The organism is Bacillus sp. B15-48 (assembly GCF_016879755.1).
GTDB lineage: Bacteria > Bacillota > Bacilli > Bacillales > Cytobacillaceae > Mesobacillus_B.
This window is the reverse complement of record NZ_WOFU01000004.1, coordinates 447,247-473,737: the sequence shown is the minus strand read 5'-3', so window position 1 is coordinate 473,737 and position 26,491 is coordinate 447,247. Positions and strand designations below refer to the sequence as shown.

Sequence of the window (26,491 nt, the reverse complement as noted above, 5' to 3'; positions counted from 1 at the left end):
AAAAAAATACTTTTTAACGAAAATAAGTAACGCAATTTTTAGAATATTTGTAAATTAATATTTACAATTATCAGAAAATTATATAAAATAATATTTAGAAAATGAAAGTGAGCTCACTTTTTAGAAATTACTCATTTACCGTTTCTCTTTCTATATTTAGTTATATTTAATCTGTTTGGAATCCAATAGTGTTAGTCAGAAAAGAAAAAGTTTGGAGGTTGGTGGAAATGGAAAAACATATTTTATGTCATAAGGATAAAATGGAAATCGGTGATAAAGAAATTTATGAGATTGGCAGAACCTCCGTTGTTCTTGTTCGCACACACTCCGGTTATTATGCCATTCGCAATACTTGCCCACATCAAGGTGGTCCACTAGGAAAAGGAGTACTGCAAGGGGCAGCATTACCATCTGATGTAGGAACGTACTGTTATGAAAGAAAAGGTGAGACCATTTATTGTCCATGGCATCATTGGGAATTTGATGTAACGAATGGCCTTTCGATTCGTAAACCAGAATCGGTAAAAGTTAAAAGTTATAAGGTCGAAGTTGAGGGTGAAAACATCGTCCTTTATGCATAAGCAGTAGGGATTCTTTTCTATATAATACAATATTTAAAGATTAATAGGGAGGAAAAAATGATGACGACTGAAAATAACTTTTCAGGTGAAGTTCCAGTAATTGATTGTGATGTCCATCCAAATCCAGTCCGTAAACGAGACTTATTGCCTTATTTAAATGACTATTGGCGCGATTATATGATTGCCAGTAAATTCCGTGGGGTTTTACCAACTGTAGATATTACGATTCCTGTGAATGCAGGCCTTAGAGCGGACAGTAAAGATCCGAATGGTGGCCCTGCATGTTCCTCACCAGATTTCTTTAAAAAACAGGTGATGGATGAATTTAACTATTCACATGCGATTCTGTTTACAGATGGAACATTTTTTATCTCAGGAGCCCCGCAACGTGAAATGGCAACAGCGATGGCGTCTGCCTATAATGATTGGTTAATTGATCATTGGTTATCAAAAGACGATCGCTTATTTGGAACCGTGTTAGTTGCCGCTCAAGATCCAGAAGCTGCAGCACGGGAAATCGACCGGGTTGGAGGTCATCCGAAAATCGTTCAAGTTGGACTTGGCATGCATTCTCCACATGGAGGTTGGGGAGATCCTCGTTATCATCCAATCTGGGAAGCAGCCGTACGCAATGATTTAGTAGTCTGTTTCCATACAACAGGTGCTGGAGGAACAGGGCTCTTCCCAGCAGGTCCGACCGGCATACCGAAATACTTTGTAGAGTTTCAATCAACGAATCCAATTCCATACCAAGCTCAAATGGCAAATATGGTCTTCTCCGGTTTGTTTGAAAAGTTTCCGACCATTCGAATGGCCTTTATTGAGGCAGGGTTTGCTTGGGCTCCGGCGGCCATGTATTCAATGGATACGCAATGGCGGGCAGTTCGAAGGGAAGTACCTTGGGTGAAAAGACCACCTAGTGAGTATGTGCGAGATCATATTTGGTTCGGAACTCAGCCAATGATTGAGCCTGAACCGAAAGATCGGAAGCATGTAAATACATTAATCGAAATGATTGGTGCTGATAAAATCGTATTCGCCTCAGACTATCCACATTGGGAATTCGATTCGCCAATTGGAGCATTAAAAGGGCTTTCGAAAGATGTTCGAGATAAAATTCGCTATCATAACGCGAAGAAGTTATTTAAGCTGCCAGATCCTGTGAAGGTAACAACGTAATAAATAATGGCGTACAATCACGAAAACAACTTTGTAAATGCTCTTATTTGTATTTGCGAAGTTGTGTTTTACGGAATTAAAGTGAAAGTGCACTCATTTTCACTTTATCTCCCGGAGTAGTGATAGATATTCTCTATAAAAAATGGTTTTAATTATAAGCTCTGTTATAGCTGGATGTTGATTTCATCGTGTTTGAAAAATAAATGGAAAAAATCCGTTTAAATTGGGAAATACCCAAATTTCCCCAAAAAAATAAGGGGAGTTTTTCCGTTTATATTATCTAAATCTTTGGATTTTGGTTTATATAGGGGCGTTAGTCGTAATTTCTCCCCTTATATGTGCTTATTAACCCCCAAAGATATCCATTAACGGGAAATTCTCCGCTTATAAATTCTTATACTTACATGAAAATCAACAATATGAACAATAACAGAGCCAAATGATAAAGAAGGAGGAATTTTGTGAAGAATACAATCCCAATTAGGGCTGGTGAAGAAATTGATCACGACGTAATTAGACGGTATGTATTCCAACATATCAAAGGAATCCCAAATACAGAAATAGAGACCCGGCAATTTTCGTCAGGAAAATCAAATTTAACTTATGTATTGAAAGCAGGGGACTGGGAAGCCGTTCTAAGAAGGCCACCATTCGGTCCGCTTGCACCGAAAGCACATGATATGAATCGCGAATACAATTTATTGAAAAAAGTTCATAAAGTTTTTCCGTATGCACCTGAGCCGTATGTATATTGTGATGATCATGCAGTGTTAGGATGTAACTTTTATATAATGGAAAGAAAAAATGGAAACCCAATCACCGACGAATTAATTGTTCAAAACAATTTAACAATCGAAGACAAGCGACATATCTCGACGCTCATGGTCGAAGCGATGGTCGACCTTCATCAAATAGACTACAAACAAGCAGGCCTTGGGAATCTCGGTTATCCAATCGGATTTCTCGAACGGATGGTCAACAACTGGGTAAAACGCTATGAGAAATTCAAAACCGATGACATTCCGGTAGTAGACAATGTGACAAAATGGCTAAGAAATCATCTGCCAAACGAGCAAGAGCCAGCACTCATTCATAATGATTTTAAATTAAATAATGTCCTATTATCCGATGATTCAAAGCAAATTACCGCGATATTAGATTGGGAACTCGCGACGATTGGCGACCCATTGTTTGATATCGGTAATACATTAAGTTATTGGGTGGAGGAAAATGACTCAGAGTTGTTAAAGGAAAGTTTGGAAATTACGACGGCTCAGCCTGGGTTTATGACAAGAAGTGAGTTCCTCGAGGCTTATGCGAGTAAGACAGGCAGAGATGTTTCAAATTATCTTTTTTATTTAATTCTAGCTTATTTTAAAATCGCAGCTACCCAACAGCAAATCTATTATCGCTATAAATCTGGCAACACATCTGATCCCCGTTTTGCAAGATTCGAAAAAAGTGTAAAAAGTCTCTTAACGTATGCGAATCGTTTAATTGAAACTAAAACAATATAAAGGAGCATGGATAATATGATTACAAATATGATTTTTGAAAAATCGGAAAAAGTAAAACAATTAGAAAATGAAATCATCCAATTTATGGAGGAATTTATTTATCCAAACGAGAATTTGTTTGAAGAGCAGTTAAATGCAGGCAAAGATAGATGGCATGAACCTCCAATTTTAGATGAGTTGAAACGTAAAGCAAGAGAGAGAGGTCTTTGGAATTTATTTATGCCCGATCATGAGCATGGAGTCGGGTTAACAAATTTAGAGTTTGCCTCATTGTGCGAAATTATGGGACGCTCGTTAATAGCTCCAGAAGTGTTTAATTGTGCTGCTCCTGATACAGGGAATATGGAAATTATTGATAAATTTGGAACAGATGAACAGAAAGAGACATGGTTAAAGCCCCTTTTAGAAGGAACCATTCGTTCCACTTTCTGCATGACTGAACCAGATGTTGCCTCATCAGATGCGACAAATATCCAAACGAGCATTAAAAGAGATGGAGATGAATACGTCATCAATGGGCGTAAATGGTGGTCATCAGGGATTGCCTATGAAAAATGTAAACTATTGATTGTGATGGGCAAAACCGACACGAATGCCCCTAAATATGAACAGCAATCGATGATTCTCGTTCCGAAGGATACTCCAGGAATTACCATTGTCCAACACTTATCCGTGTTTGGTTATGACGATGCTCCTCATGGACATAGTGAAGTCATTTTTGATAATGTTCGTGTACATGCTTCGAATATTTTATGGGCGGAAGGGAAAGGGTTTGCGATTGCCCAAGGACGATTAGGACCAGGAAGAATTCACCATTGCATGCGCTTAATTGGGGCAGCGGAAAGATCTTTAGAATACATGATTAGACGCTCAAAAGAACGTGTTACATTTGGTCAACCGCTTAGTGAACAGGGAGTCGTTCAAGAATGGATTGCCGATTCAAGAGTGGAAATCGAGCAAGCTCGGTTGTTGACACTAAAAGCAGCTCATATGATGGATACCGTTGGCAATAAAGAGGCACGGAAAGAAATTGCGATGATTAAAGTAGCTGCACCGAAAATGGCAGTGAATGTAATTGACCGCGCGATTCAATTGCATGGTGGCGGGGGAGTAAGTGATGTTTTCCCAATGGCTAAGCTATGGGCAAAAGCAAGAACGACGAGAATTTCCGATGGACCAGATCAAGTCCACAAGCGGACAATTGCAAAATTAGAATATAAACAGTACCGATAAGACGACATTTCGCAATTATTATTCCGAATATTCAATAAATGATATCTATCCAGATTTCCATTCTCGGAAAGTGAAGGAGGCATATATATTTTGAAAGATTTGTTAGATTTAACGGGAAAAGTAGCGATTGTTACTGGTGGCAGCAAAGGAATCGGTAAACAAATCGTTCTAGATTATGCAGAACTAGGTGCCAATGTTGTGATCGTTGGTAGAAATAAACAAAAATGTGAGGAAGTTGCCCAAGAAGTTAGTCAAATGGGTAGAGAAGCAGTGACCGTTTCTGCCGATGTCGGCAAGCTTGATGATATATATAAAATCTATGAAATATGTAAAAATTCATTTGGCAAACTAGATATTTTAGTAAATAATGCCGGAACGAATGCGACGAATGCGGCGGTGAATGTGACCGAAGAGGAATGGGATCGTACTTTTAACGTCAATCTTAAAGGCTTGTTTTTTAGCTGTCAGCAAGCAGCGAAAATGATGATTCCACAAGAAAGCGGAAAAATCATCAATATCTCTTCAATTGGCGGCTCAAGGGCATACCGAAATATTGGTCCATACGGAGCGAGTAAAGCGGCGGTTATGCACATTACGCGAACACTTGCAAATGAATGGGCACGTTACAATATCCAGGTGAATGGAATTGCCCCTGGGTTAATTGCAACGGATATTAACAAAGATGACATTGCAGATCCAGAACGTTTAGACCGTATGCTGAAGATGATTCCGCAAAGACGATTAGGAAAACCTCAAGATATTTCTTCGATGGCTGTCTATTTAGCTTCAAAGGCATCTGATTATATTACCGGACAATCCTACTTTGTTGACGGTGGGAAAACGGTCGAATAGAAACGAATCATAGGCATGAAATGGAGGGATGAAGATTGGCATTGAAAAATACAGCAGCAATTGTTGGAATTGGTGATGTTGAATTAGATAACGGCAAGGTGTTAGAAGGAAAATCTGTTTTTCAAATCCAAGCCCAGGCAGCAAAACGGGCGTTGGATGATGCTGGATTATCAAAAAAAGATGTCGATGGATTATTTGTTGCCGGGCTATGGGGGCTGCCGGGAGTCGGGCAGTTTCCATCGGCCGTCATGGGTGAATACCTAGGAATTCACCCAAAGTTTACCGACTCCACACAAATAGGCGGCGCAGCAGCCGAAGTACATATTGGGCATGCGGCAGCGGCGATTAAAGCAGGTTTATGTGAAGTAGCTTTAATTATTTATGGAAGCACACAAGCTTCAGAAAATAAGCGCTTGCCAGTAAAGCCAACAACGCTTACCGGGCAATATGAGACACCATTTGGTTTGCCCAATCCCGTCGGTGCTTACGCGATGGCCGCTCATAGGCATATGCATCAATATGGAACGACTTCGGAGCACCTAGCCGAAATCGCGGTTGCGACAAGAAAATGGGCGCAGTTAAATCCTTACGCAACGAAACGGGATCCGTTAACAATTGAGGATGTGTTACATTCTCCGATGATCAGCGATCCCCTTCATTTGTTAGATTGTTGTCTCGTGACTGACGGTGCAGGTGCGATTGTCGTCGTTTCAGCAGAACGAGCAAAGGATTGTCGTAAAAAACCGATTTGGTTATTAGGGCAGGGAGAATCTCATTCACACTGGTCGATTCAAGGAATGCCTGATTTAGCCACACTTACATCCGCACAAAGTTCCGGAAAGGCTGCTTTTGAAATGGCCGGGGTTACTCCTAATGAAATAGATGTTGTCGAGATTTATGATTCGTTTACAATTACCGTTTTACTTGCCCTTGAAGCTTTAGGGTTTTGTAAACCAGGAGAGGGTGGCGACTTTGTATCCAATCAAAGAACGGCACCTGGAGGAGAGTTCCCGCTAAATACGAATGGAGGCGGTCTATCCTATGCTCATCCAGGAATGTATGGAATTTTTCTAGTGATTGAAGCTGTGCGCCAATTGCGTGGAGAATGTGGGGACCGGCAAGTAAAAGATGCGAAGCTGGCGTTAGCAAACGGTATTGGTGGTTCATTATCGACATCTTCAACCGTAATTTTAGGGAGGGACTAAGGAATGAGTGAGGCGATAAAAAAACCAATCCCTACTCCTGATGGAGATTCGAAACAATTTTGGGATGGATGCCAAGAAGGAAAGTTAATGATTCAAAAATGTCAGGACTGTAGGAATCATATTTTTTACCCGCGGGAAGTTTGTCCTCATTGTATGTCCGAACATTTAGATTGGGTAGAAGCAACAGGCAAAGGAAAGGTCTATTCTTACACAATTGCTCGTCGTGCAGGCCATCCTTCTTATAAAGGCGACCTTCCTTACATCGTCGCTTTAATTGAACTAGAAGAGGGTGTGCGATTAATGTCAAATATTATTCATTGCGACGTTGAAGAAATTCGATGTGATATGGATGTTGAAGTCATCTTTCAGGAACAAGAAGGGATGATGATTCCAAGATTTCAATTGGTTTAACGGGAAATAATTCGAGAAAAAGGTGGCAAAAGCGAGCGAATCGATTTGCCACCTTCGATTAAATATTCTGAAAATTATGTATAATGTATTTACAAACAAAATTTGGATGTGTAAAATAAAAGTAAACTCATTTTCACTTTTATTTTTTTAGAGGGTGATGAATTGTTAGTAAACGAAATTTTATCTCATCATAATAAAGTGAACCCTAATAAGCAGTCGATGATTTCAAACGAGCAAAACCTTACATACAGAGAGCTCTTTTTAAGAGTACAAAAAGTTGCGAATGTGCTTACAGATAGATTGGGCTTAAAAAAAAGCCTTAATGTCTATCCAAGTGAGATTGAAGCGGTTATCGAAAATTATGAAGGAATGAAAGAAGTAGCGGTTATTGGCGCTTCAGATGAAAAGTGGGGGGAAGTTCCAATTGCTTTCGTCATTGCTGAGCAACCGGTTGGAATAGACGATCTAAAAAACTGGTTATCTTCCCGATTGGCAAAGTTTAAGATTCCTAAAGAAATTATTCAAGTACGTGAGTTTCCTCGTAATTCAGCGGGGAAGGTTCAAAAAAATTTGTTAAAGGCTGAATACGATCACAAAAGTCATAGATTAGGAGGATAAGATGAAGAACATAACGGTTATTGGTGCTGGTATCATGGGGCATGCAATCGCGCAGATGTCAGCGCTCGCAGGGTATCATGTCATCCTAAGAGATATTAATGAAGACGTCTTGCAAAAGGGCCTTGCAGGCATTGAAAAGAGTTTAAATCGAATGATCAAGTCGGAAAAAATCACGAACGAAATGAAAATAAATGCACTGCAAAACATTCAAATCACAACTGATTTACTAGGAAGTGTTAAAGAGGCTGACTTAGTAATTGAAGCCATTCCTGAGGTCCTTTCTTTAAAACAAGATTTATTTCAGCAGCTTGATGAAATATGCCCGGCCGAAACGATTTTAGCTACAAATACTTCCCAATTAAGTGTAACGTTAATTGGTTCCAAAGCGAGACGTAAAGATAAAATCATTGGTACTCATTTCTTTAACCCAGTTCCAGTCATGAACTTAGTTGAAATTATTAAAAGCTTAGAGACTTCTGACGAAACGTTGGAGTCTGTTCAAGCTTATTGCGCTAAAATTGGCAAAGAAACCGTCGTTTGTAAAAAAGATAAACCTGGATTTATTACGACTCGTTTGCTCCTCGCACAAAGAATGGAAGCCTTCCGTCTTTATGAAGAAGGGGTTGCTTCCATCGAAGATATTGATAAGGCAATGAGACAGGCATTTAGGCATCCGATGGGACCATTCCAATTGGCGGACCTCGCCGGTTTAGATACTGGTTTAAAAGCATTAGCTTCAATGGAAGAGGCTTATGGGGAAAGATTTAAGGCACCAACCTACCTCAATCAGATGGTTGAGATTGGCTATAACGGGAAAAAGAACGGCAAAGGCTTTTATCAGTATGATTAGCATACGTGCCACTATTTAATTCGGAAAATTCAGTAGATTCAAACAGAATGTTGGGAGAGGTTGAAATGGGAAGAGAAGCAGTAATTGTTGAGGCAGCTCGCTTGCCTGTCGGAAAGAGAAAGGGAATGTACAGCAATGAGCGACCGGAATATCTCTTAACGGCGTTGTTAAAAGGGTTAGTCGAACGGGCAAATATTGATCCGAGACTTATAAATGATGTCATCGTCGGCTGTGTCACTCAGACAGCCGAGCAAGGAAATAATATTTCCAGGATTTCGACATTAATGGCAGGTCTGCCAAAAGAAGTTGCCGCGATGACAATCAACCGCAAGTGCGGGTCCTCACAGCAAGCCATTAATCAAGCTGCTCAAGGGGTCATTGCTGGTGATTATGATGTCGTGATTGCCGCCGGAGTGGAGAATATGACGATGGTGCAAATAGGCGCTGACCGGGTTGAGTCTCCACCGGAATTGAATGACCTTTATGAAATGATAAACCAAGGAGAATCGGCTGAACGAATTGCTGATAAATGGGGAATTTCAAGATTAGAGATGGATGAACTTTCCATTCGCAGCCATCAACTAGCTAGTCAGGCAAGAGAAAACGGTTTATTCGAAAGGGAAATCATTCCTTATGAAATGGAGGAAGAAGGTGTAAAGAAATTCATTACGGAAGATGAGGGGATTCGTCCGAATACGACATTAGAAAAACTAGGCTCCTTAAAGGCAGCTTTTGTCGAAAATGGGAAAGTAACTGCTGGAAATGCTAGTCAAATAAGTGACGGAGCGGCAGGCGTGTTAATTATGTCAAAGGAGAAAGCTCTCGAGCTCGGATTAAAGCCGCGTGCCCGCATTATCGCCCGCGAGGTGGTCGGATCCGATCCGACACTTATGCTTGATGGTCCAATTCCGGCCACCCATCGGATTTTGAAGAAGGCAGGCCTTACAATCGAAGATATTGATATTTTCGAATGTAATGAAGCCTTTGCCTCTGTTGTGCATGCCTGGTTAAAAGAATTTAATCCCGATATTGAAAAAGTCAATCCACGCGGAGGTTCAATTGCATTAGGGCATCCAACTGGAGCTAGCGGAGCACGGATTATGACAACATTGCTTCATGAATTAGAGGATTTGGATAAGCGCTACGGATTACAGGTGATGTGCTGTGGCGGGGGGATGGCGACAGCCACAATCATTGAACGTGTATAGTCATTTTTCCACTGAAAATGAGGAGGATCAACGATGGAAACTGAAAAAAATACTCGTCTGCCATTAAGCGGCGTTCGTGTTCTCTCTGCTGAACATATGGTAGCTGCACCAATCATGACACAAATGTTAGCGGATATGGGGGCCGAAGTGATCAAAGTCGAACGGCCAAAGGTCGGTGAATCGGCTCGCGGGACAGGACCATTTTTAGTCGACGCCGAAGGACAAAAAGTTTCTTCCACGATGTACCGAGTGAATCGGAACAAAAAAAGCATCACATTGAATTTAGCGAGCAGCGAAGGGAAAGAAATTTTTAAAAGACTTGCCCAACAATCAGATGTCGTTGTAGAAAATTTTCGCAATGGCGTAATGGATAAATTAGGTTTAGGCTATCACGATTTAAAAGAAGTGAATAAAAAACTAGTCTACGTTTCCTTAAGCGGCTACGGCCACAAAGATGTTTTGCCTAGTCCATACATGGATTGGGCTGCCTATGGAAACCTTGGAGAAGCATTAGGAGGGGTTACATACAATCTCCTTAACCGCTCGGCTTCTCGGGAATCATTGGGCTTCCACGGCCTTTCATTAGGAGATATCTTTACCGGCTTAAACGGGGCCATTGGTCTTTTGACCGCCATTTTTGATGCCTCGCGCACTGGTGAAGGCCGATATGTCGATGTTGCGATGGTAGATAGTCTCTTCTTATTGAATGAAAGACCAATGATGAACTACTCGTTAACTGGGAAAAAACCGTCACCGGAAACCAACTTCCTTTCCTTTATTGTCGGCGATTTTCGAGCCAAAGATGGTTGGTTTACGGTCAGCGTTTATATGCAAGATCATTGGGAAAAGTTCTGTAAGGTGATTGGTAGAGAAGATCTCATTACGAATCCTGAATTTGATACGCCTGAAAAACGGGGCAGTCAGGTTGAAACATTCTTCCGCCCGTTGTTAGAAGATTGGGGCAGTCAATTTTCTAAGCATGAAATTGCGAAAATGTTCCGTGATGTTGGCATCGCTGCCGCTCCCATCCTTGATCCAGAGGATTTAGTAGAAAACCCGCATATTAAGGCACGGAATATGCTGATTGATTTTCCAATTGCAGACGGGAAAACGGTGCAAGCCGTTGGCAATCCAGTCAAAATGTCAGGCGTTGCTGGTGAAAATGAAACATACCGACGCCCTCCATATCTAGGGGAGAATACGGACGACATACTGAATGGGCTTCTAGGCCTCAGTGAGGACGAAATCAAAAACTTACAGGAAAAGAATATCATTTGATCAATGGAAAGGGTGGAATGGATAGCATGAAAAAACAATCAATTGTAATTGGGTGCGGTTCTGGGTATGCAGAAGATAATTTGGAACCAGCCATTGAATTAGCTAAAAAGGCAAATCTAGATTATTTATGCTTTGATTCGCTTGCAGAACGGACCTTATCAATGGCACAAATGAGAAAGCTCAATGACCCAAATACAGGCTATGATGTCCGACTTGAGCAAATTGCCCGTATTTTCTTGCCATATGTTGACAAAGGCTTAAAAATCATCGGTAATATGGGGGCTGCAAACCCTGAGGCCGCGATTAAAAAGGTACAGGAAATCGCCGAGGAACTGGGCTTAAAAAATATCCGGTTAGCCGCCATTACCGGGGATGATGTACTTGAGCAAATTAAAGAAACAGACCCAGTTATTTATGAGACGGGAAAACCGCTTAGTGAGCTTCCAGGAAATATTGTGTCAGCAAATGCTTATATTGGCGCCGATGCCATTGTCGAAGCGTTAGAAAAAGGGGCCAATTTTGTCATTGGTGGCCGGTTAGCTGACCCATCCCTCTATTTAGCACCGATGATTTATGAATTTGGCTGGGAGGAAGAAGATTGGGAGCGGAAAGGCAAAGGGATTATTCTTGGACATATTTTAGAGTGCGGAACACATGTAACCGGTGGAAATTATGCGGATCCACCGTACCGGGTTGTCCCAGGTTTAGACCGCCTTGGCCTTCCGTATGCGACTGTCGAGGAAAATGGAGACGGAGTGGTTTCCATTTTAGATGATGCCGGTGGACTGATGACAGTGGATACGGTTAAATCCCAGCTTGTTTACGAGGTGCATAATCCACGAAATTATATTACTCCAGATGGAGTGGCCGATTTGAAAAATGTGACTGTCAAGCAAGTCGGTGAGAAAGATGTATTAATTGAAAATGGAAGGGGAAAACCGCGTCCGGAAAAGTTTAAAGTGCTCGTAGGTGTACTAGAGGGCTATATCGGGGAAGGAGAGATGTCCTATGCCGGCCCTGGCGCTTATGAACGGGCATTATTAAGCGAGGAGACACTAAAAAAGAGGTTTGACCGCTATTATAAAGACCATTCGCAAGAAATCCGCTATGATCTTATCGGTGTAAACTCGATTCATGGTTCAGCTTCACCAATGCCAAGTGAACCGCCATATGAAGTGAGGCTGCGCTCAGCAATGAGAACAGAGTCGAAAGAAGTTGCCGAAGCATGGGCACATGAAGTTGAGCTCTTGTATCTATTAGGGGGAGCTGGCGCTGGTGGAAATCGCAGAAATGTGCGACAAGTACTCGCAATGTACAGTACGTTTTTAGATTATAAAGATATTCACTTAAAAGTTTCGATGATCGAGGAGGTTTTACAATGAAAAAAGTTTCATTGCGTGAATTAGCTCATTCTCGTTCTGGCGATAAAGGGGATACATCAAATATCGGAATTGTCCCCTATGACGAAAAGGACTATGAATTGCTCAAAGAACAAGTGACAGTCGAACGTGTCCGTGAATTGTTTGGTGAATTAGTTCAGGGAGAGATTACAAGATATGAGTTTGATGGAATAAAAGCGCTCAACTTTGTCATGACCAATGCGTTATCAGGTGGTGTCTCGCGTTCACTCAATCTTGATACCCATGGAAAGTCGTGGTCGAATTTAATCCTTCGAATGGAAATCGAAGTTTCATAACATTCTTTAACTAAGGCAGGTGATTAAGGAGGTTTAAGCGATGGGCAATATTGGAACGCGATTAGATGATTTAGTCCAAGAATCACCAAATTTAAACTGGTTATATTTTCAGGATGAAGTTTATACATTAGGTGAATTAGCGGCTAAAGTAAATCAGATGGCCAATGTCTACTCCTCGTTAGGGGTAAAAAAAGGCGATAAAGTTGCCTTAATCTTGTCAAATTCACCAGAATATCTCTTTTGCTGGTTTGGACTTGCGAAAATTGGAGCAACAATGGTTCCAATCAACACCGCAACGAAAGACGAAATGTTAAGCTATATAATCAACCATTCTGATGCTGTTTTAGCAATTGTTGAAGAACCTTTTTTGAATGAATACTTAAAAATTTATCACCAATTACCAAAAGTTCAGCATACGATTACGCTTGGGGATGACAGCCAAACGACCGTCCACCGGCCAAACTTTTTGGCTTATGTCCAATTGATGGAAAAAGCAGATTCTTCCTTTGCCAATCGAATGGACGTAACATATGAAGACCTGATGTGTATACTCTACACATCAGGGACAACCGGACTCCCTAAAGGGGTGATGTTAAGTCAAAATGCTTATATTGTCGCAGGTGAGTCTTCAGCGAAGCATACGTACCAATTCCGGCCAGATGATTTAATCTATACATGTCTTCCTTTCTTTCATGTAAATGCACAGATGGGGACGACGATGCCGGCACTCCTTTCAAAAGTACCAATGGCGATTGGCAAAAAGTTTAGCGCCTCTAAATTTTGGAGCGAAATGGATAAGTATAATGTTACGGTTTTTAAATTTATTGGGGCGATGATTACCATCCTCTACAAAAACTCATCGGAAAACGTGGAGTACAAAAACTCTGTAAGATTGGGTGTGGGCGCACCTGTTCCTAAAGACCTTTGGCTTCCATTTCAAGAACGATTTGGGCTGCAGCTTTTTGAAGGCTATGGATCAACGGAACTATCAACATCATGTATTTCCTCGACACCTGAAAACTTCCGAGTGGGTTCATGCGGGAAGCCATTACCTCATTACGAAGCAAGCGTTCGTGATGAAAATAACCAACCTTTGCCGGCAGATGTTCCAGGTGAGCTTTGCATCAAGCCATTACAGCCGCATGTATTTATGGAAGGCTATTATAAAAACCCGGAGAAAACAAAGGAAGCCACCTATGATGGCTGGTTCCATACCGGAGATCGTGTCTATAGAGACAAAGATGGATTTTATTATTTCCTTGACCGCATGAAAGATGTCATTCGGAGAAAAGGAGAAAACATTTCTTCTTACATGGTCGAGAAAATTATTAATAATCATCCGAAAATACTAGAATCAGCAGCAGTCGGAATCCCAAATGAATTAAGTGAAGAGGAAGTAAAGGTATTTGTTGTCGCAAAAGAGGGAGAAAAAGTTTCAGAACAGGAAATCTATGATTGGTGTGTACAGTATATGTCCGAATTTATGCTTCCAAGATTTATAGAATTGATTGATGAACTACCAAAAACACCAACAGAAAAAGTGAAAAAATATGAATTAGTAAAGATGTCGAACGAACGGGCATGGGATCGCAGTGTTCGTGTAAAAAGTTAAGTTTTTTTGCTATAATTAAATTAATAAAAAAGAAGGTGTGAACACTTTGTTGAATTGCAAGCGTTTTAGGTCTGCATTCAGCAAGGACAAAGTAGACAAAATTTTAAGGGTGGTATAAGATGCAAAATACCCAGAAAACGAGTACGGAACCAAAAACGCAAAAAGGCAAGTTGATGAAAGATAAATTGAAGAAGGCTGCAGCGATTGTCTATGGAGAAAAGGGATATATTAATACGAGAATCGTAGATATTACGACAGAAGCACAAGTATCAGAGGGGAATTTCTATCGCTATTATGCAAATAAAGATGAAATCCTCGTCGATATTATTGAAGATATGATTGATGATATTTACGAGGAAAGTAAGACCCAGGCAAAAGCTGACAGCCAGCAACGAATACGACTTTCAACTCGCGCATTTTTTCGCTCCATCAAGAAACATGCTCCATTGTATAATGTATTAATTCAAGTATCTAGTTTCGATCCTTTTTATCAAGAAAAATTAAAACAACTCCGGCAAAGGTTTATTAAAAATGTACACAGAACCTTTGAAAAACAAGGCGTTGTTTCCGATGAGAAACTAGACTATGTTGCAAGTGCGATACAATGCATGGTCCAGCAAACAGCCTATACTTGGTGTGTTCTTGATCGTGAAAAAGAGTTTAATATTGATGAATTAAGTGATGTCGTCTCAGATATTTGGCTTAATTCCATCGAGACGTTGAAAAATAAATAATAGCCTGCTAAACGAAAAGAAAAGTCTCCTCTAAGTCGAGAAGGGGACTTTCACGGAAGTTGTTTTCTGAATAGTGATTCTATTCAAAATAATAGAGAGGTGGACGTTAAGATGACGATAGATGTAAATAAAAATCAAGTTCCTGTAATTGATTGTGATGTTCATCCGAATCCAGTAAGGAAAAGAGACTTATTACCTTACCTTGACGATTATTGGAAAGATTATATGATTGCCAGTAAGTTTAGGGGACATTTACCGAGTGTTGATTTTACGATTCCTGTAAACGGGGGATTGAGAGCCGATAGTAAAGACCCGAATGGGGGGCCTGCCTGTTCTTCACCAGAATTCTTCAAAAAACAAGTAATGGATGAGTTTAATTATTCTCATGCGATTCTATTTACGGATGGGACATTTTTCATCTCTGGTGCTCCACAGCGCGAAATGGCCACTGCATTAGCACCAGCTTACAATGATTGGCTCATTGATCACTGGTTGTCAAAAGACTCCCGTTTTTCCGGCACGATTTTAGTTGCGGCTCAAGATTCACAAGCAGCAGCTAGGGAAATCGACCGACTGGGAGATCATCCGCAAATGGCACAGGTTGGGCTCGGTATCCACGCCCCTTACGGTGGATGGGGAGATCCGCGCTATTACCCAATTTGGGAGGCAGCAGTCCGTAATAACAAGGTTGTTACTTTTCATCTAACGGTTGGTCCAGCTGGGTTATTTAAATCTGGTCCGATTGGACCGCCAAATTATTTCGTCGAAATACAATCAACCCAATCGTTAGTCTATCAAGCTCAAATTGCGAATATGGTTTTCTCAGGAATGTTTGATAAGTTTCCAGACCTTAAAATTGCCTTTATTGAAGCTGGTTTCGGTTGGGTACCTGCCTCCATGTATTCTATGGATACGCAATGGCGCGCGATTAGAAGGGAAGTACCATGGGTAAAAAGGCCGCCTAGTGAGTACGTCAAAGAGCATTTTTGGTTTGGAACGCAGCCAATGATTGAACCTGAGCGAAAGGATCAAAAGTTTTTGGAACCGCTAATTGAAATGGTTGGTGAAGACCGCCTATTGTTTGCGTCGGATTATCCTCACTGGGAATTTGACTCACCAATCGGTGCATTAAAAAGCTTGAAAAAAGAGACGCGAGAAAAGATTCAGTATTATAATGCAAAAAAACTTTTTGGGCTGCCTGACCTCGCTGTGAAAAATTAAAAGATAAAGGGGTTAATCACTTGCTCGTATATGAATGACGAGCAGGTGATCCGATGTTTCAATCCGTTCTTACGAAACTTGATTTTTTAAAAGTAAGTGCACTTAATTAAGCTTACTTGTGAAAAATGAAACGCATAGAAAAGAAGAAAACGCGAAGAGAAGAATTAATATTCAAAATATTATGAAAACTATATTTACACCAACTCCTTTTTCTTTTACAATAAAATAAATATGAGCTCATCTTTAATGTAAATTGTAAGCGCTTTGAAATTTGGGAAAGGAGATAAATCAATAGGTTGGACAATTTAGTGAAAAAAATTGATTAACAGGGGGCCATTATGAAAAGGGTAAAGTTATTTTTAAGCATCGTTTTTATCTTATTTTTAGCAGCATGTGGAAACTCCAATCAATCTAGCGAGCCGAGTTCGACGGAAGAGAAGAATGACACAGATTCACAAGAAACTGCTAACGACGAAAGTTATGTATTAAAGATGTCCCACGGTTTCCCAACAGGCGCGTTTCATCATACGTTTATGGAATGGTTTGCAGATGAGGTCGAAACAAAAAGTGATGGAAGGTTAAAAATTGAAATTTATCCAACAGGGCAATTGATGCCGCCAGATCAAGAAGTCCCAGCCATGCTGCAAGGGCAAATTGATATGAGTCATTCATCTTCTCCGGTGCTAGCAGGTTTTGATCCAATTTGGAATTTCTATGAACTGCCATTTCTTTTTGAGTCTGATTCAGACGATCCAAGTGTCTATCTTGAAGAAAAAATCAAATTTAACCAGGCAGAGAATGGCGGTCAACAAATCGTTCGATTGATGGAAGAAAAAGGATTGAAAGTAATTTCACTTAATTTTGTTGATATGTTTGGCTCTGTCTTTACGACAAGTACAGATAATATGATTACAACTCCGGAAAGTGCCAATGGTTTAAAGCTCAGAACTCCGGGTGGTTTAATAGGACCTGAAACCGTTAAGGCGATTGGTGCAAGCGGAATGACGATAGCCGGTTCTGAAGTGATTACAGCGTTGCAACAAGGTGTCGTTGATGGTCTATTAACAACTCCATTATATGCTCATGATGCCCAGCTTCCGATCAAATCATTTTCAGCTGTACCTGTATTTAATAGTGTCACACCAGTGGTCATGTCTTTAAGCAAGTTCGATTCCTTACCGGAAGATCTTCAGGAAGTGCTGCTCCAAGCAGGTAGAGACCTTGAAATTTATGCAAAAGAGCAGGTCGGAGAAAAAGCAAAAACAGTCTTTTCAAACTTAGAAAACCAAGGAGTAGAGATTTTCTACCCTACTGAAGATGAAATGGCACAATGGGAAGAGGCTACCCAGCCGGCAAAGGAATTATTTATGAATGAAGTTGAAGGCGGTAAAGAGTTATTAGAAACATTATCAAGTTTAAATTAGATAAATGATTATAAAACAAGAGGAAGACCGAGTTTAATAGAGGTTACTATTAAACTCGGATTTTCCGAGAAAAGGAGATGGCGGTTTGGATAAAATGAGTAGAATGAAGTCCTTAACAAGATTATTAGACAAAAGCCTTTTACTCATATCAGTGTCGTGTTTGGCCATCAGTATTCTCGGTGCTATCATTGCAGTTTTCCTAAGATATGTTCTAGGAATATCCCTTCAAACGATAGAAGAAATATGCCGCTACGCAATTATTTACGGAGTTTTTGCATACATAGGTCCATTAATATTAAAGAATGAGCATCTTAAAATGGATATTTTAAAGGACATGTTAAAAGGAAAAGCCTAAACGAAGGAGTATGAAAGAAACGGCAAGCTCGTTTATACAAGCGTTTCCCTCATTGGTTTAGTCGTCTCCGCTCTCGTTATTTTTTATGTTCCATGGCTTAGCACATTTTTATTTAAATAATATCTGAGTTATTAGTTTGAAAGGAAGGTAGATTCATGAGACTAAAAAATAAAATTGCTGTTATTAGTGCGGGTGCTTCTGGGATGGGCAAAGCTGGAGCAACACTGTTTGCCAAGGAAGGAGCGATTGTGAATGTTTTAGACATTAATCAAACAGAAGGAGAAAAAGTTGTCAATATCATTAAAGAAAATGGGGGAGAGGCTAACTTTTTTCAAACAGATATGACTTCCCTTAACGCCATTAAGTTAACAATCGACAAAATTACAAGTATGTATGGACGAATTGATATTCTTTGGAATCATGTTGGTGTTCCTGGTCCATATGGAATCGAGGACGTAGTAGAAGAAGATTTTGATTTTGCCATAGATTTAAACTTGAAAAGTGGATTTTTTACCACTAAATATGCACTGCCGGCCATGAAAGCAGCTGGTGGGTCGATTATTTACACAGCATCGATTGGTGGATTAGTAGCTTCTCCATTTAGTCCAGTTTATTCAGCCGCTAAAGGGGCAGTAATAAATTTGGTTCGCTCGCTTGCTGTTCGATTAGGAAAAGATCAAATTCGCGTCAATGCCATTTGTCCAGGAACAACAGAAACACCGATGTTAAAGCAGTTTTTAACATTATCTGAAAACGATGACTTTGAAGAAAACAAGCGTGCTCTTTTAAGGAATATTCCTTTAGGTAGAACCGCCCATCCAATAGATATTGCCCATGCTGCACTATACTTAGCTTCAGATGAATCTTCATTTGTGAGCGGAATCAATTTGCCGGTGGATGGCGGATATATCGCAAAATAAAAAGGGGAAATGGGATTATGAAAAAGGTAAATCTATTGATTTGTTTGGCTTTCTTCCTATTTTTAGCCGCCTGTGGGAACGCTTCTACAACTCAAAAACCTGCAGAGGATTCGAATTCTGCTCCTAATGAAAGTCCGAAACAAGAATCATATACGCTGAAATTATCCCACGGTTATCCGGCGGAAGCCTTTCACCATACACATATGGTCTGGTTTGCTGACGAGGTAGAGAAACGCAGTGATGGGAAACTAAAGATTGAAATTTTCCCTAATGGACAGCTAATGCCAGAATCGCAGGAAATTCCAGCAATCATCCAAGGTCAGATTGATATGAGTCATGCAAATTCAGCTAACATCTCTAGTGTTGATCCTCTTTGGAATGTTTATGACCTACCGTTTATTTTCGATTACGACCAGAAAAATCCCCTGTCTTATTTAGAGAATCGAGAAAAATTTAATAATAGTGAAACTGGTGGACAAATATTAGCAAAAGGGTTGGAAGATAAAGGATTAAAACTTTTAGCCTTTTCTACTACAGGTACTTTTGGTGCAGCTTTTACAACGAGTACAGATAATGCGATAACGACGCCAGACACAGCAAAAGGATTAAAGATAAGAACACCAGGTAGCATTATCACCCCTGAAACCGTTCGTGCAATGGGAGCAAACAGTATGACATTGGCAGGGACTGAGTTAATAACAGCTCTACAAACAAACGTCATTGATGGACTATTAACGTCAGCATCGTATGCAGCCGATGCAGCACTACCGATTAATACCTTTTTAGTCGCACCATTATTTAACCCAATTACTACTGTAATTATTAGTCTTGATAAATTTGAATCTTTGCCAGAGGAGCTTCAACATGTGTTAGTTGAGACAGGCAAAGATTTACAAACGTATGTGAAGGAAGTCATTGCTGAAAACGAGTTAAAAGCGTATGAAAAACTGCAAAATGAAATGGGAGTTGAATTCTATTACCCTACTCCAGAAGAAATCGAGGAATGGAGAGAAATAACAAAACCAGCTATTGAGCTTTATGAAAAAGAAATAGAGGGCGGAGAGGAAATCATAAAGGGTCTTTCTATTGACTAAAAACAACTATTTTGTAATTGAAAGGATGTTAAAAAATGAGATTAAAAGATAAAGTAGCAATCATTAGTGCAGGGGCATCTGGAATGGGAAGAGCTGGTGCGAACCTTTTTGCAAAAGAAGGGGCAATTGTAAATGTTCTCGATATTAACCAGGAAAATGGCGAAAACGTGGTGAATGAAATTAGAGAAAACGGCGGAGAGGCGAACTTTTTTGAAACAGACTTAACTAATCTTGCTGCGATTAAATCAACCGTAGATCAAATTGGCAGTCAATATGGGCGTATCGATGTGCTATGGAATCATGTTGGGATTCCAGGTCCTTCGGGAATCGAAGAAGTAGAAGAAGAGGATTTTGATTTAGATGATGTTAAATCTTAAAAGTGGTTTCTTTACGACTAAATATGCTCTTCCATATATAAAAGAAGCAGGCCGCGGTTCAATCATCTTTACAGCATCTGTTTCAGGCTTTACTGCTTCTCCGTTTAGTCCGGTATACTCTGCGGGGAAGGGAGCTGTCGTCAATTTAGTTCGCTCTCTGGCAGTGCGCTTAGGAAGTGATAAAATCCGTGTCAATGCCGTTTGTCCTGGTTTAACGGAAACTCCAATGTTGAAACAGTTCTTGGCACGGACAGAGGACGATGATTTCGAGGCAAATAAAAAAGCTTTTCTTAACAGTATCCCGCTTCACCGACCGGCACAACCGATTGATATTGCAAATGCAGCCTTATACTTAGCTTCTGATGAGTCTGATTTTGTATCCGGGGTAAATCTTCCTGTCGACGGTGGATATACGGCCCAATAGTTCATTGAATGTAAGTAGGAAAATTATCGCATTGTAAAAGTAAATGAAATTAGAAAGGGTAACGTAACAGGAGTAAGCGCTTCTAGTGACCTTTCTAAAATAACAAAAAGGTGGTCTATCGGTGAAAGTTTCTAATAAGGTAAAAGTTTACGATAAATTGTACATTGGTGGAGAATGGGTTGAAAGTTCTTCAGGAAGAATGATAGATGTAGTGAATCCCGCGACGGAAGAAGTTATTTTTCAAGTTCCAGAGGGCAATGCAGAGGATATCGACCGTGCAGTTAAGGCGGCACGTGAAGCTTTTGAACACGGTCCATGGAGAAAAATGAGCACATATGAGCGTGCAGAAATCATGAGAACTATGGGTCAATTAATGAAGGAAAACTCCGAATATTTCGGTGAACTTGAAAGTTTAGAAAATGGGAAACCTCTCTATCGGACGAAACAGGATGCGACCGGACTTCATCAGTGGTGGTATTATTATGCAGGATTAACGGATAAAATCCAGGGCGAGACCATCCCTTTTGAAAACGACAAACAAATCTTTACGATTCGTGAACCACTTGGTGTTGTTGGTGCAATTACCCCATGGAATGCACCGGTTACGTCCGTGACGATGAAACTATCAATGGCTTTATGCGCGGGGAATACCGTTGTCCTTAAGCCCGCGGAAACAACCCCAGTGAATGCAATGGAAATTGCTAGATTAATTGATAAAGCAGGTTTTCCACCGGGCGTCGTAAATGTCGTTCCTGGATATGGCGAAATAGCAGGTGCACGTTTAACTTCGCATCCTGATGTCGATAAAATTTCTTTTACTGGAGATGGAGTAACCGCACGGAAAATTATGCATGCATCGGCGGATAGCAATCTTAAAAAAATGTCTTTTGAGTTAGGTGGAAAATCGCCTCAGATTATTTTTTCAGATGCAAACTTTGAAGCCGCATTTGAATCTGCCGTACGGCATGGATTTGATTATACAGGTCAAGCTTGTACATTAGGGTCAAGGGTCCTTGTTCATGAAGATATATATGAAAAATTTATCCAAAGATTTACCGAACGAGCGGAACAAATCAAAGTTGGCGACCCGACCGAAATGGTTGATATTGGTCCGCACGCGAATAAACAGCAATTGGAAAAGACTTTAAAATATATTGAAATTGGAAAAAAAGAAGGGGCAAAATTAGTAGCCGGCGGGAATCGCCCGAATATCGACAAAGGGTATTATGTTAATCCAACTGTTTTTGCCGATGTCGATCCAAATATGAGAATTGCCCAAGAGGAGATTTTTGGTCCAGTTGTTAGCGTCATCCCTTTCTCAACGGAAGAAGAAGCAATTCAAATAGCAAATGGTGTTTCTTATGGGCTCACAGCAGGCGTGTGGACGAGTGACATCGCTCGTGGACACAGAATGACAAAAGAATTAAGAGCAGGAACAGTATGGATCAATTCATTCCGTTGGGTTCGCTGGGCCGCTCCGTATGGCGGACATAAAGCAAGTGGTTGGGGCAGCGAAAATGGCATTGAAGCGATTAAGGAGTTAACACAAGTCAAAACAGTCGTTATTGATTTAAATAATTAATATGGAAATGTCAACTAACCATCAGTGGGGGATGAAAGCTCCCCCACTGATGGAAGTTTGCCTTTAAAAACATACTCTATGAAAGTTAAGCGCTTTTTGAAGTAGCTGTCCGATTGATTTTTCACCTATTTTTACAATTGTGGGAGGAGAAAAATTGAAGGAAGTATTAAATAAAAGAATGCAGACACTAGATAGATATAAACCAAAAACATTGGAAGAAAGAATCCAAGTTTTAGAAGATATCGAAGCGATAAAAGAAGTGATGCATCACTATTCTCGTTGTGCAGATATCGGTGATGCAGACGGGATGATAGCATGTTTTTCGGATGATAGTACGACCGTTTTTATCCTTGAGAATGAAGAAGGGAAACGTGAGGAATATTGCTTCACGAAACAAGACACCTATGACTTTTACAAAAGGGCGTTACGGGCAGTTGAAAGCAGCAGCCACCATGTGTCTAATGAACAAATCCTGTTTGAAACGAAAGATATGGCTATAGGGTACCTCTATTTATATTCTTGGCAGCGCTTTAAGGCTCAGGTCAATAAATTAGACTTACATCGATGGGGGCGGTACGAAATCCGTTATGTTAGAGAAGAGGATAATGAGTGGCGTATTAAAAATCTTCGGTTGTTAGCCGCAGGGGAACACAACGGAGAACGAATATCAGAACAATTCAAACGACCTTGGCCACCGGAACCGCTACTGGAAAGAGCAAAATCATAATCGAACGGCAGGGTGAACATAATCAGTTAACCAGAATTTTTTAAAAGAAAGAAGGTTGAATATGCTATTAGAAAAGAAAAGAATCATTGTTACTGGTGGGGCAAGTGGGATGGCTGCTAGTACAGTACGGGCCTATGCGAAAGAAGGCGCACATGTGTTTTCTTTAGATATTTTAGATGAACAAGGTCAAAAGCTTGCAGAGGAAGCAACAGACCAAGGACCTGGAGTTGTTCATTATCTTCATTGTGATGTATCTAAGCGAGATGAAGTAAGAGGTGCATTTGAGTCTGCTGTAAGTAAATTAGGTGGTCTTGATGTTTTAGTCAGTGCGGCTGGAGTTAACCGCATCATTCAACCTGAAGACCTAACCGAAAATGATATTGATTTTATTTTCGGAGTGAACGTCTATGGAACGATGTATGCCAATCAAGAAGCCTTTAAATATATGAAGGATAACGGAGGGAAAATTTTAAACTTTGCTTCGGTAGCAGGCATGAACCCTTATCCGGCAGGTGCTCATTATTCTGCGACGAAAGGGGCAGTAGCTTCATGGACGAGATCGATTGCCCATGCATGGGGGACATATCAAATTACCGTTAATTCTCTAGCCCCAGCTGTTTGGACACCTATGTATGAGGAACGCCGCACTGAATTCACCAGTGAGGAGTTGAAAGCTCATGATGAAGCTTATGCGAAGGCCATTCCAATCGGTGGAAAGCTTGGCGATCCAGATAAAGACTTTGTACCAGTAATGGTCTTCTTAGCCGGTGAAGGAGCACGCTTTATAACAGGCCAAATTATCCCCGTAGATGGTGGATTAGCTTCAACAAGATAGGGAAAATGTGAGTTTAATATGATAAAAAATTCAGAGGATAAATTTCTTTTACCTCTATCTACCCGTACTAAAAAGGGAAAGTGAGTTATAAGCTTTTATTATAGAAAGGGAGGCTAAACAAAATGGGGAAATTGGATGGGAAAGTAGCGTTTATAACTGGTGCTGGCTCAGGTATGGGAAAGGCCCAAGCCATTCTTTTTGCTAAAGAGGGTGCTCAAGTTATTGCAGCTGATATTAATTTTAAACAAACTGAGAAAGTGGTAGAGCAAATTAAAGCTGAGGGAGGAGATGCTTTAGCTATCTCCTTAGATGTTTCCAATGAAGAGGAAGTATGTAAGGCGATAAAAAAAGGGTTGGATCAATTTAATAAAATTGACATTCTATGTAATACAGCCGGAATATTTGACGGGTTTTTGCCGTCGTTAGAAGTATCATCAGACTTTTTTGATAAGATAATTGGTGTTAACTTAAAGGGACCAGTTCTACTTACGAATGCCGTTCTTCCACAAATGCTAGAAAGAGGCAATGGAACGATTATTAATATCGTATCTGTTGCAGGCATTACAGCTAATGGCGGTGGAACAGCATATACCATTTCAAAGCATGGTCTTGTCGGATATACGAAACAGCTATCTACTGAATATGGACCGAAAGGAATTAAAGTAAATGCTATCGCTCCGGGTGCGATTTTAACAAATATGACGAAAGAACTTTTTGAAAACGATGAAGTAAAGAAATCGATTAACTCAGTCCCGGCAGCAAGATATGGGGAGCCGGAAGAAATCGCAAGTGCTTCGTTGTTTTTAGCTAGTAGTGATTCGGATTTTGTCCACGGATCCATTTTACCGGTTGATGGAGGTTGGTTAATTAAATAATCCGATAACGGCGCTAAAGTGCTTTTAAAAGTAAACCTGGAGATGAAAAAATCAAATCAAGGAAAGCTAGTCTTCAGTATCGATGTAGGCTAGCTTTTTTATTTGTTTTATTTTGAGGAAGATCGTCTGATACTTCATTAATTTATAGATGAATTCATTTCTTAAATAAAAATTGTGTAAGATTTACTAACAAAATATGTGACATGAAAGTGTTCCTGAAATATTATTAAATCAAACAATAAAAGAGTATTTTTAAGAAAAATAGTATTTCATTTTGAGTTAACATCCATTACGCAATGGAACTTGAAGAATAGCAAAGCAATATTATTAATAGAAAGAAAGGAGGAATGGGGAACAATCTGTTTTGCTTTAAACAAATTAGAATAACTAATAATCCCGATATTTGCAAACGGTGTATAGCTTAAATGAAACATAGTCATGATTAAGAAATAAATAGTACATGTTGATAAGAAAGCTTCAATGCGGTATTCGAAACAGTCATTTTAAGTAAAATTAAAAATTTTCAGAACAGACGGAATATTCGTTGACATATAAAAAAATACACGTTATTCTTATGGTAGCTAGCACTAACTAACGATGAAAACAACACGGCAATTGAAAAAATATTCTAAAATATATTGAAAATTCTTATTTTAAAGAATATAATATGCAATAACATTATATTAAAAGAGGTGTTCATTAAGATGGCGAAAATCCTTATTCATTTAACTCATGGTCCTTCTGCACCTACACAGGCAGATAGAGCTTTTCTAATAGCAAAGACTGCAGTAGAAGAAGGTCACCAAGTTTCTATGTTTTTGGCGGGTGAGGCAGTAGAACTTATTAAGGATGAAAATTTAGATAAAACATTGGGTGTTGGTGTGACCGCCGTACCTTTGAAAAATTCTGTTGATGCAATCATTAGTGGAGGCGGAAGAATCGTCCTTTCAAAAGTTTCATGTGGTGCTAGAAATGTAGGAGACGGAGATTTAGTCAATAAAGATGTAGAACTTGGAATGCCGAATGAACTAGTGAAAATGACCGTAGAGCACGACAAAGTGATTACATACGGATAACTTTATAACTTTATAGAAGGTTTGAGTTTTTTCATTGTTTGTATTTTAGTTAGTGCTAACTCTAAAACAAATAATGAATTTGCTCTCAAACATATTTACGGGAAAACGAAAGGGGAATGAACGATGGAACTAAAAGGAAAAACGGATTTTAAATTGCCAGTTGAGACGATTTGGAAAGCACTGCATGACCCTGAAATATTGAAACAAGTGATTCCTGGCTGTCAAAAGCTTGAGTTGATCGGTGAAAATGAATATGAAGTAGTTATGAAGCTAGGTGTTGCAGCTGTTAAAGGGGAATATACTGGACGTGTGAAACTAGATGACGTTGAAGCCCCTTACTATTACGTGTTTAACGCAGAAGGAAGTGGGTCACCAGGACATGTAAAGGCAGCGATGGATTGCAAACTCGAAGAAACGGACAAAGGTTGTACACTTCATTGGGATTGTAAAGCAGATGTCGGTGGAATGATTGCCAGTGTAGGTAGCAGGGTATTGGTAGGGATTGCTAAGTTTATGGCTGGGAAATTCTTTAAGGACATTGAGAAAAAGTCAAGAGACCAAATTTCAGTAAATTAATTATTAATGCTTGAAACGATGGGGGCTAGAA

Annotated in this window: 28 protein-coding genes; all 28 read left to right on the top strand. The window is 40.0% G+C overall.

The window, feature by feature from the left end:
- The first annotated feature begins 227 nt into the window (after positions 1-227).
- Entirely contained in the window at positions 228-581 is a 354-nt protein-coding gene (locus tag GNT69_RS15620) for a Rieske (2Fe-2S) protein (protein ID WP_203555897.1), read from the top strand.
- Between the two features lie 57 nt (positions 582-638).
- Positions 639-1,760: an amidohydrolase family protein gene (locus GNT69_RS15615; protein ID WP_203555896.1), complete on the top strand. Its 1,122-nt coding sequence runs from the start codon at positions 639-641 to the stop codon at positions 1,758-1,760.
- A gap of 461 nt (positions 1,761-2,221) precedes the next feature.
- A complete protein-coding gene (locus tag GNT69_RS15610; RefSeq protein WP_203555895.1) occupies positions 2,222-3,277 on the top strand; it encodes a phosphotransferase in 1,056 nt (351 codons plus the stop codon).
- Positions 3,278-3,304: 27 nt separating this feature from the next.
- Positions 3,305-4,510, top strand: a complete 1,206-nt coding sequence (locus GNT69_RS15605; RefSeq protein WP_203556018.1) for an acyl-CoA dehydrogenase family protein — start codon at positions 3,305-3,307, stop codon at positions 4,508-4,510.
- Positions 4,511-4,600: 90 nt separating this feature from the next.
- The gene (locus GNT69_RS15600) at positions 4,601-5,362 is read left to right on the top strand and encodes an SDR family NAD(P)-dependent oxidoreductase (protein WP_203555894.1); all 762 of its coding nucleotides are present in this window, start codon (positions 4,601-4,603) and stop codon (positions 5,360-5,362) included.
- A 35-nt stretch (positions 5,363-5,397) separates the two neighbouring features.
- Positions 5,398-6,567, top strand: coding sequence for an acetyl-CoA acetyltransferase (locus tag GNT69_RS15595; RefSeq protein WP_203555893.1), 1,170 nt, complete (start codon positions 5,398-5,400; stop codon positions 6,565-6,567).
- Positions 6,568-6,570: 3 nt separating this feature from the next.
- Positions 6,571-6,978 carry a Zn-ribbon domain-containing OB-fold protein gene (locus tag GNT69_RS15590; RefSeq protein ID WP_203555892.1) on the top strand — a complete coding sequence of 136 codons (408 nt, stop codon included), beginning with the start codon at positions 6,571-6,573 and terminating at the stop codon, positions 6,976-6,978.
- A gap of 162 nt (positions 6,979-7,140) precedes the next feature.
- The gene (locus GNT69_RS15585; RefSeq protein WP_239094244.1) at positions 7,141-7,596 is read left to right on the top strand and encodes an AMP-binding enzyme; all 456 of its coding nucleotides are present in this window, start codon (positions 7,141-7,143) and stop codon (positions 7,594-7,596) included.
- Position 7,597: 1 nt separating this feature from the next.
- The gene (locus tag GNT69_RS15580) at positions 7,598-8,446 is read left to right on the top strand and encodes a 3-hydroxyacyl-CoA dehydrogenase family protein (RefSeq protein WP_203555891.1); all 849 of its coding nucleotides are present in this window, start codon (positions 7,598-7,600) and stop codon (positions 8,444-8,446) included.
- Positions 8,447-8,511: 65 nt separating this feature from the next.
- Complete coding sequence (locus tag GNT69_RS15575) at positions 8,512-9,654, top strand: thiolase family protein (RefSeq protein WP_203555890.1); 1,143 nt, start codon at positions 8,512-8,514, stop codon at positions 9,652-9,654.
- Between the two features lie 33 nt (positions 9,655-9,687).
- Positions 9,688-10,932, top strand: coding sequence for a CaiB/BaiF CoA transferase family protein (locus GNT69_RS15570; RefSeq protein ID WP_203555889.1), 1,245 nt, complete (start codon positions 9,688-9,690; stop codon positions 10,930-10,932).
- Between the two features lie 26 nt (positions 10,933-10,958).
- Positions 10,959-12,314, top strand: a complete 1,356-nt coding sequence (locus tag GNT69_RS15565; protein WP_203555888.1) for an acyclic terpene utilization AtuA family protein — start codon at positions 10,959-10,961, stop codon at positions 12,312-12,314.
- Positions 12,311-12,628: an AtuA-related protein gene (locus tag GNT69_RS15560; RefSeq protein WP_203555887.1), complete on the top strand. Its 318-nt coding sequence runs from the start codon at positions 12,311-12,313 to the stop codon at positions 12,626-12,628. The genes GNT69_RS15565 and GNT69_RS15560 overlap by 4 nt, the downstream gene beginning before the upstream one ends.
- 40 nt (positions 12,629-12,668) lie before the next feature.
- The gene (locus GNT69_RS15555) at positions 12,669-14,240 is read left to right on the top strand and encodes an ATP-dependent acyl-CoA ligase (RefSeq protein ID WP_203555886.1); all 1,572 of its coding nucleotides are present in this window, start codon (positions 12,669-12,671) and stop codon (positions 14,238-14,240) included.
- Between the two features lie 119 nt (positions 14,241-14,359).
- Positions 14,360-14,974, top strand: a complete 615-nt coding sequence (locus tag GNT69_RS15550) for a TetR/AcrR family transcriptional regulator (RefSeq protein WP_203555885.1) — start codon at positions 14,360-14,362, stop codon at positions 14,972-14,974.
- 111 nt (positions 14,975-15,085) lie between these two features.
- Entirely contained in the window at positions 15,086-16,195 is a 1,110-nt protein-coding gene (locus tag GNT69_RS15545; protein ID WP_203555884.1) for an amidohydrolase family protein, read from the top strand.
- A 338-nt stretch (positions 16,196-16,533) separates the two neighbouring features.
- A complete protein-coding gene (locus GNT69_RS15540) occupies positions 16,534-17,619 on the top strand; it encodes a TRAP transporter substrate-binding protein (RefSeq protein WP_203555883.1) in 1,086 nt (361 codons plus the stop codon).
- Between the two features lie 94 nt (positions 17,620-17,713).
- Complete coding sequence (locus GNT69_RS15535) at positions 17,714-17,974, top strand: TRAP transporter small permease (RefSeq protein ID WP_239094285.1); 261 nt, start codon at positions 17,714-17,716, stop codon at positions 17,972-17,974.
- A 155-nt stretch (positions 17,975-18,129) separates the two neighbouring features.
- Positions 18,130-18,894, top strand: a complete 765-nt coding sequence (locus GNT69_RS15530; RefSeq protein ID WP_203555881.1) for an SDR family NAD(P)-dependent oxidoreductase — start codon at positions 18,130-18,132, stop codon at positions 18,892-18,894.
- Positions 18,895-18,911: 17 nt separating this feature from the next.
- A complete protein-coding gene (locus GNT69_RS15525; RefSeq protein WP_203555880.1) occupies positions 18,912-19,988 on the top strand; it encodes a TRAP transporter substrate-binding protein in 1,077 nt (358 codons plus the stop codon).
- A 35-nt stretch (positions 19,989-20,023) separates the two neighbouring features.
- Positions 20,024-20,365 carry an SDR family NAD(P)-dependent oxidoreductase gene (locus tag GNT69_RS25895; RefSeq protein ID WP_203555879.1) on the top strand — a complete coding sequence of 114 codons (342 nt, stop codon included), beginning with the start codon at positions 20,024-20,026 and terminating at the stop codon, positions 20,363-20,365.
- Positions 20,349-20,789, top strand: coding sequence for an SDR family NAD(P)-dependent oxidoreductase (locus GNT69_RS25890; RefSeq protein ID WP_203555878.1), 441 nt, complete (start codon positions 20,349-20,351; stop codon positions 20,787-20,789). Before GNT69_RS25895 ends, GNT69_RS25890 begins: the two co-directional genes overlap by 17 nt.
- A gap of 121 nt (positions 20,790-20,910) precedes the next feature.
- Positions 20,911-22,371, top strand: a complete 1,461-nt coding sequence (locus GNT69_RS15510; protein ID WP_343206508.1) for an aldehyde dehydrogenase family protein — start codon at positions 20,911-20,913, stop codon at positions 22,369-22,371.
- 154 nt (positions 22,372-22,525) lie between these two features.
- Complete coding sequence (locus tag GNT69_RS15505; protein ID WP_203555877.1) at positions 22,526-23,098, top strand: nuclear transport factor 2 family protein; 573 nt, start codon at positions 22,526-22,528, stop codon at positions 23,096-23,098.
- A gap of 61 nt (positions 23,099-23,159) precedes the next feature.
- Positions 23,160-23,933: an SDR family NAD(P)-dependent oxidoreductase gene (locus GNT69_RS15500; RefSeq protein ID WP_203555876.1), complete on the top strand. Its 774-nt coding sequence runs from the start codon at positions 23,160-23,162 to the stop codon at positions 23,931-23,933.
- 122 nt (positions 23,934-24,055) lie between these two features.
- Positions 24,056-24,808, top strand: coding sequence for an SDR family NAD(P)-dependent oxidoreductase (locus GNT69_RS15495; RefSeq protein ID WP_203555875.1), 753 nt, complete (start codon positions 24,056-24,058; stop codon positions 24,806-24,808).
- A gap of 704 nt (positions 24,809-25,512) precedes the next feature.
- Positions 25,513-25,884, top strand: coding sequence for a DsrE family protein (locus GNT69_RS15490; protein WP_203555874.1), 372 nt, complete (start codon positions 25,513-25,515; stop codon positions 25,882-25,884).
- 123 nt (positions 25,885-26,007) lie between these two features.
- Positions 26,008-26,460: an SRPBCC family protein gene (locus GNT69_RS15485; RefSeq protein WP_203555873.1), complete on the top strand. Its 453-nt coding sequence runs from the start codon at positions 26,008-26,010 to the stop codon at positions 26,458-26,460.
- The last annotated feature ends 31 nt before the right edge of the window (positions 26,461-26,491 follow it).

Bases quoted from the DNA above. Each gene is read 5' to 3' on its own strand.
- GNT69_RS15590 (WP_203555892.1), top strand. From the start codon at position 6,571: ATGAGTGAGGCGATAAAAAAACCAATCCCTACTCCTGATGGAGATTCG.
- GNT69_RS15540 (WP_203555883.1), top strand. From the start codon at position 16,534: ATGAAAAGGGTAAAGTTATTTTTAAGCATCGTTTTTATCTTATTTTTA.
- GNT69_RS15555 (WP_203555886.1), top strand. From the start codon at position 12,669: ATGGGCAATATTGGAACGCGATTAGATGATTTAGTCCAAGAATCACCA.
- GNT69_RS15545 (WP_203555884.1), top strand. From the start codon at position 15,086: ATGACGATAGATGTAAATAAAAATCAAGTTCCTGTAATTGATTGTGAT.
- GNT69_RS15575 (WP_203555890.1), top strand. From the start codon at position 8,512: ATGGGAAGAGAAGCAGTAATTGTTGAGGCAGCTCGCTTGCCTGTCGGA.
- GNT69_RS15580 (WP_203555891.1), top strand. From the start codon at position 7,598: ATGAAGAACATAACGGTTATTGGTGCTGGTATCATGGGGCATGCAATC.
- GNT69_RS15535 (WP_239094285.1), top strand. From the start codon at position 17,714: ATGAGTAGAATGAAGTCCTTAACAAGATTATTAGACAAAAGCCTTTTA.
- GNT69_RS15565 (WP_203555888.1), top strand. From the start codon at position 10,959: ATGAAAAAACAATCAATTGTAATTGGGTGCGGTTCTGGGTATGCAGAA.
- GNT69_RS25890 (WP_203555878.1), top strand. From the start codon at position 20,349: ATGATGTTAAATCTTAAAAGTGGTTTCTTTACGACTAAATATGCTCTT.
- GNT69_RS15560 (WP_203555887.1), top strand. From the start codon at position 12,311: ATGAAAAAAGTTTCATTGCGTGAATTAGCTCATTCTCGTTCTGGCGAT.
- GNT69_RS15530 (WP_203555881.1), top strand. From the start codon at position 18,130: ATGAGACTAAAAAATAAAATTGCTGTTATTAGTGCGGGTGCTTCTGGG.
- GNT69_RS15570 (WP_203555889.1), top strand. From the start codon at position 9,688: ATGGAAACTGAAAAAAATACTCGTCTGCCATTAAGCGGCGTTCGTGTT.
- GNT69_RS15620 (WP_203555897.1), top strand. From the start codon at position 228: ATGGAAAAACATATTTTATGTCATAAGGATAAAATGGAAATCGGTGAT.
- GNT69_RS15615 (WP_203555896.1), top strand. From the start codon at position 639: ATGATGACGACTGAAAATAACTTTTCAGGTGAAGTTCCAGTAATTGAT.
- GNT69_RS15495 (WP_203555875.1), top strand. From the start codon at position 24,056: ATGGGGAAATTGGATGGGAAAGTAGCGTTTATAACTGGTGCTGGCTCA.
- GNT69_RS15485 (WP_203555873.1), top strand. From the start codon at position 26,008: ATGGAACTAAAAGGAAAAACGGATTTTAAATTGCCAGTTGAGACGATT.
- GNT69_RS15550 (WP_203555885.1), top strand. From the start codon at position 14,360: ATGCAAAATACCCAGAAAACGAGTACGGAACCAAAAACGCAAAAAGGC.
- GNT69_RS15605 (WP_203556018.1), top strand. From the start codon at position 3,305: ATGATTTTTGAAAAATCGGAAAAAGTAAAACAATTAGAAAATGAAATC.
- GNT69_RS15500 (WP_203555876.1), top strand. From the start codon at position 23,160: ATGCTATTAGAAAAGAAAAGAATCATTGTTACTGGTGGGGCAAGTGGG.
- GNT69_RS15525 (WP_203555880.1), top strand. From the start codon at position 18,912: ATGAAAAAGGTAAATCTATTGATTTGTTTGGCTTTCTTCCTATTTTTA.
- GNT69_RS25895 (WP_203555879.1), top strand. From the start codon at position 20,024: ATGAGATTAAAAGATAAAGTAGCAATCATTAGTGCAGGGGCATCTGGA.
- GNT69_RS15490 (WP_203555874.1), top strand. From the start codon at position 25,513: ATGGCGAAAATCCTTATTCATTTAACTCATGGTCCTTCTGCACCTACA.